General features: G+C 74.6%; 1 protein-coding gene. It reads right to left on the minus strand.

The window, feature by feature from the left end; all coding sequences use genetic code 11:
• Window positions 1-185: 185 nt before the first annotated feature.
• The coding region (locus tag ACIQOV_RS34215) for an ATP-binding protein (protein WP_401054692.1) at window positions 186-3,232 on the minus strand (3,047 nt) is incomplete at its 5' end.

A 3,232-nucleotide genomic window follows, 5' to 3' on the forward strand; every position in this document is an offset into this window, starting at 1 on the left:
CACCCCGCCCTACCTGCGCACCCTGGCCGCCGGCCTGGCCGAGTCCCACGGCTGGGGCCCCTGGCGCGCGGCCGGCTACCTCGCCACCCGCCCGGGCGCGGCCGGGCACTGGACGCCGCGCGCGGTGGCGGCGGTGCTGGGCTGAACAGCGCCGACCGGGACCCGCCGGGCCTGCTGTCCTGCACTCAGGTCCCGGCCGGGCCGCGGCCGGCCAGCCGTGCGCGCAGGCGCTGCGCCGGCAGGGCGTCCGGGTACGCCAGGAGTGCCTCCCGGGCCCTGCGCAGAGCCTCCTGCTCGATCCCGGCCGGCAGGTCGTCGCGCTCCAGCAGGTGCAGCAGGACGAAGGGGGCCCTCGGCGTCGAGCCGCGCCTGGCCAGCCAGTCCGTCGTGTGCCTCAGGAGCAGGGACAGCTGGGCCGGGGAGAGGTCCCGCCGTTCCAGCAGGGCGCAGAGGATCTCCCGGGTCTTGTTGCTGAAGTTCGCCGAGAGCCGCTCCAGTCCCAGCGCCACCGCCCGGGAGGCCTGTTCGGGGGTCAGGTCCGGGCGCCTCAGGAGCGGGCACAGGAACGGCCGTTGGAAGTGGAAGGTGGTGTGGACGGCGCACAGGTCGATCGCGAGGTCGATTCCGAACCGGGCCTGGTCGGGCCGCAGTCCGGTGCGGCGGCCGAGGAGCGAGCCGAGGAGGGCCGGCTGGGCGGGAGCGGCGCGGAGCTCCGCCACCACCAGGTCGGCCACCTCGGTGAGCTGCTCTCCGGTCAGTTCCCTCCGCCACAGCAGGGCCTGGAGGACGCGTCGGCGGTCGGCGGAGGTCTCGTTCAGCTCCAGCCACCGGAACGCCCGGGAGACGAGGGGGCGGGCCTCCTCGGGAGTCAGCGGGTGTTCGAGCAGTCGTTGCAGTGCGACGGCCGCCGCCGGGTCGGCGGGGTCGCCGGCCAGCTGGTGCAGCAGTCCGGTGCCCGCGCCGGTGCCCGCGCCGGTGCCTTCGCCGGTGCCGGTGCCGGTGCCGGTGCCGTTGCCTTCGCTGGCCAGCAGGACGCGCAGGACGTGGCTGCGGTGCGGGCTGGCGGGATGGAGCCTGCTCCAGACCTCGACGTAGCGGGTCACCCGCCGCGCCTGGCCGGGGGTGAGCCTGTGGCACTCCAGGACGACGCGGAGCACCGCGCCCGCGGTGGGGACCTCGGCATGGTGCTCCGCGAGCCAGTCGAGGCCCCGTTCGAGCGCCGCGTGCTCCTCGGGCGCCGTCAGCGCGGGGTGGCTCAGGAGCGTGCGCAGGAGCGACGCGGCCCGCAGTGTGCCGGCGGCGTCACGGTGATCGGCGAACCAGGCGAGGGTGCGGCGGACGGCCTCCTCCCGCTGCTCCCCCACCGGGTTCCCGTACGTCAGCAGGTGTTGCAGGACGGCGGCGCTCGCCTCGGACGGGCGGCGCGGGCTCAGCCAGTCGAAGGCGCACTGCACCACCCGAGCGCGGGTGGGTGTGTCGTGGTCCCGCTTGAGCAGCTGTTTGAGGACCAGCGGGGTGGAGCGCCAGCCGGCGTGTCCGCGGACCCACTCCAGGGCGTGGTCCACGGCCAGCCGCTCCTGGCCGCAGGAGAGGTCGTCCCGCTCCAGGAGCGCCTGGATGACGTGGTCGGCGTCGGTCTGCCCGGCCCGCCGGGACAGCCAGGACAGCGAGGCCGAGATCAGCGGCTGCGGCACGTTCTGCGGATCACCGAGGGCCGCCGAGAGGAACGGCCGTGCGGCGTGGTCGAGTTCGGCCCGGATCAGCCAGGGGCGGACCAGCGCGTCCCAGGTCTCCAGGGCCGCGGACTTCCAGGGCGGGTCGAGGGTCATGGCGAGCAGCGCCTGCTCGCCGTCCCGGCCCGCGTGCTCCAGCAGCTTTCCCAGCCTGACGGCGTTGCGGGTGGCCCAGTCCCGGCAGAAGCGCTCCAGTGCGCCGGCCCGGTGGCCCGTTCCCGGCCCGTCCAGGTCGGAGGCCAGCCGCTGCAGATGGCCGGTGAACAGGGCGAACGAGCGGGAGTGCCGGGACGTGGCGTCGAACAGCGTTTCGGCGGATGCGCCGTGGATGCTCCAGCCCGGTGGCGGAAGGAGGGAGTGGAGGACCAGTTCGTCCGTCACGATGTCGTGGACGACGTGGAGTTCGCCCTCGGACTCGTCCATCCACCCCAGCGAGACCAGGGTGTCGGTGACGTGCCGTGCGCCCATGACGCCCGCGGCGGTGGAGGGGTGGGCGTCGAGCAGCGCGTCGAGCGCCTCCTCCACGGCCGGGCGGGGCTGCGGGCAGATGCTGACCGCCGTGGCGAAGGCCAGGTGGGCGAGGTCGGGCAGGGCGGTGGCCAGCGGGCCGGTCGCGTCCCCGGTGCCGACGGGGGTCAGCGAGTCCTGCCGGATTCCCTCCCGGATCCAGCTGACCAGTTCACCGGGGCGCACCCGCGCGAGGTCCGGGGCAAGGTGGCCGGCGCGGATCCGGCGTTCGAGGGCGTCGGCGATGAGCAGGGCGATGACCGGACGGCGCCCGCAGGCCCGTGCGAGTTCCTCCTCCCCCCACCGCTGGAGCGCTTGCGGGGCGACTTCACGAAGGATGTGCGTGATCACCGTGGTCCGGTGGTCCTCGTCCTGGCGCAGCAGGACCTCGTCGAAGAGGAGCCCGGCACCGCGCTGGTGGAGCCGGTGGCGTGCTCCCGGACGGGTCGAGGCGAGGGCCGCGACGTGGACGCCGCACCGTTTGGCCTCGGGCAGCAGGGCGTTGACGAGTGCCCGCAGGTCCAGCTGGGCGCAGGTGTCGAGGGAGTCGAGGACGAGCAGGACCCGGGGCCGTTCGGCCTCGCGCACGACCTGCGAGAGGTCGTCCACCGTCACGGAGTTGTTCGCCTGGAGGTGGAGGACCTGCCAGCCGTCGAGGTGGGCGGCCTGCGCGACCTCGAAGCAGGTCCGGGTCTTTCCCGCGCCGGCCTGTCCGACCAGGAGGACGCCTCGCGGGTCCGGTGTCGAGAGACGGCGCAGCAGGTTCCGCGGCTGGGCCTCGTGGAGGGGGCCGGGGCTGACGAAGGAGAGGCGGTCGTCCACGAGGCGGGTCTCGCGTCCGTGCAGTCCCCGGACGACCTCGTCGTGGGTGTGGATCTCCCGCAGGCGTTGCGCGGACTCCTCGTGGTCGGTCACCGCCACCGGGTCCGGGTCGACGTCATGGGCACGGAGGTAGCGGACGAACCTGGGGTCCTCGGACAGCCCCTGGAAGC

Origin of the sequence: Kitasatospora sp. NPDC091257 (assembly GCF_044757675.1) — a bacterium.
Taxonomy (GTDB): domain Bacteria; phylum Actinomycetota; class Actinomycetes; order Streptomycetales; family Streptomycetaceae; genus Kitasatospora; species Kitasatospora lactacystinica.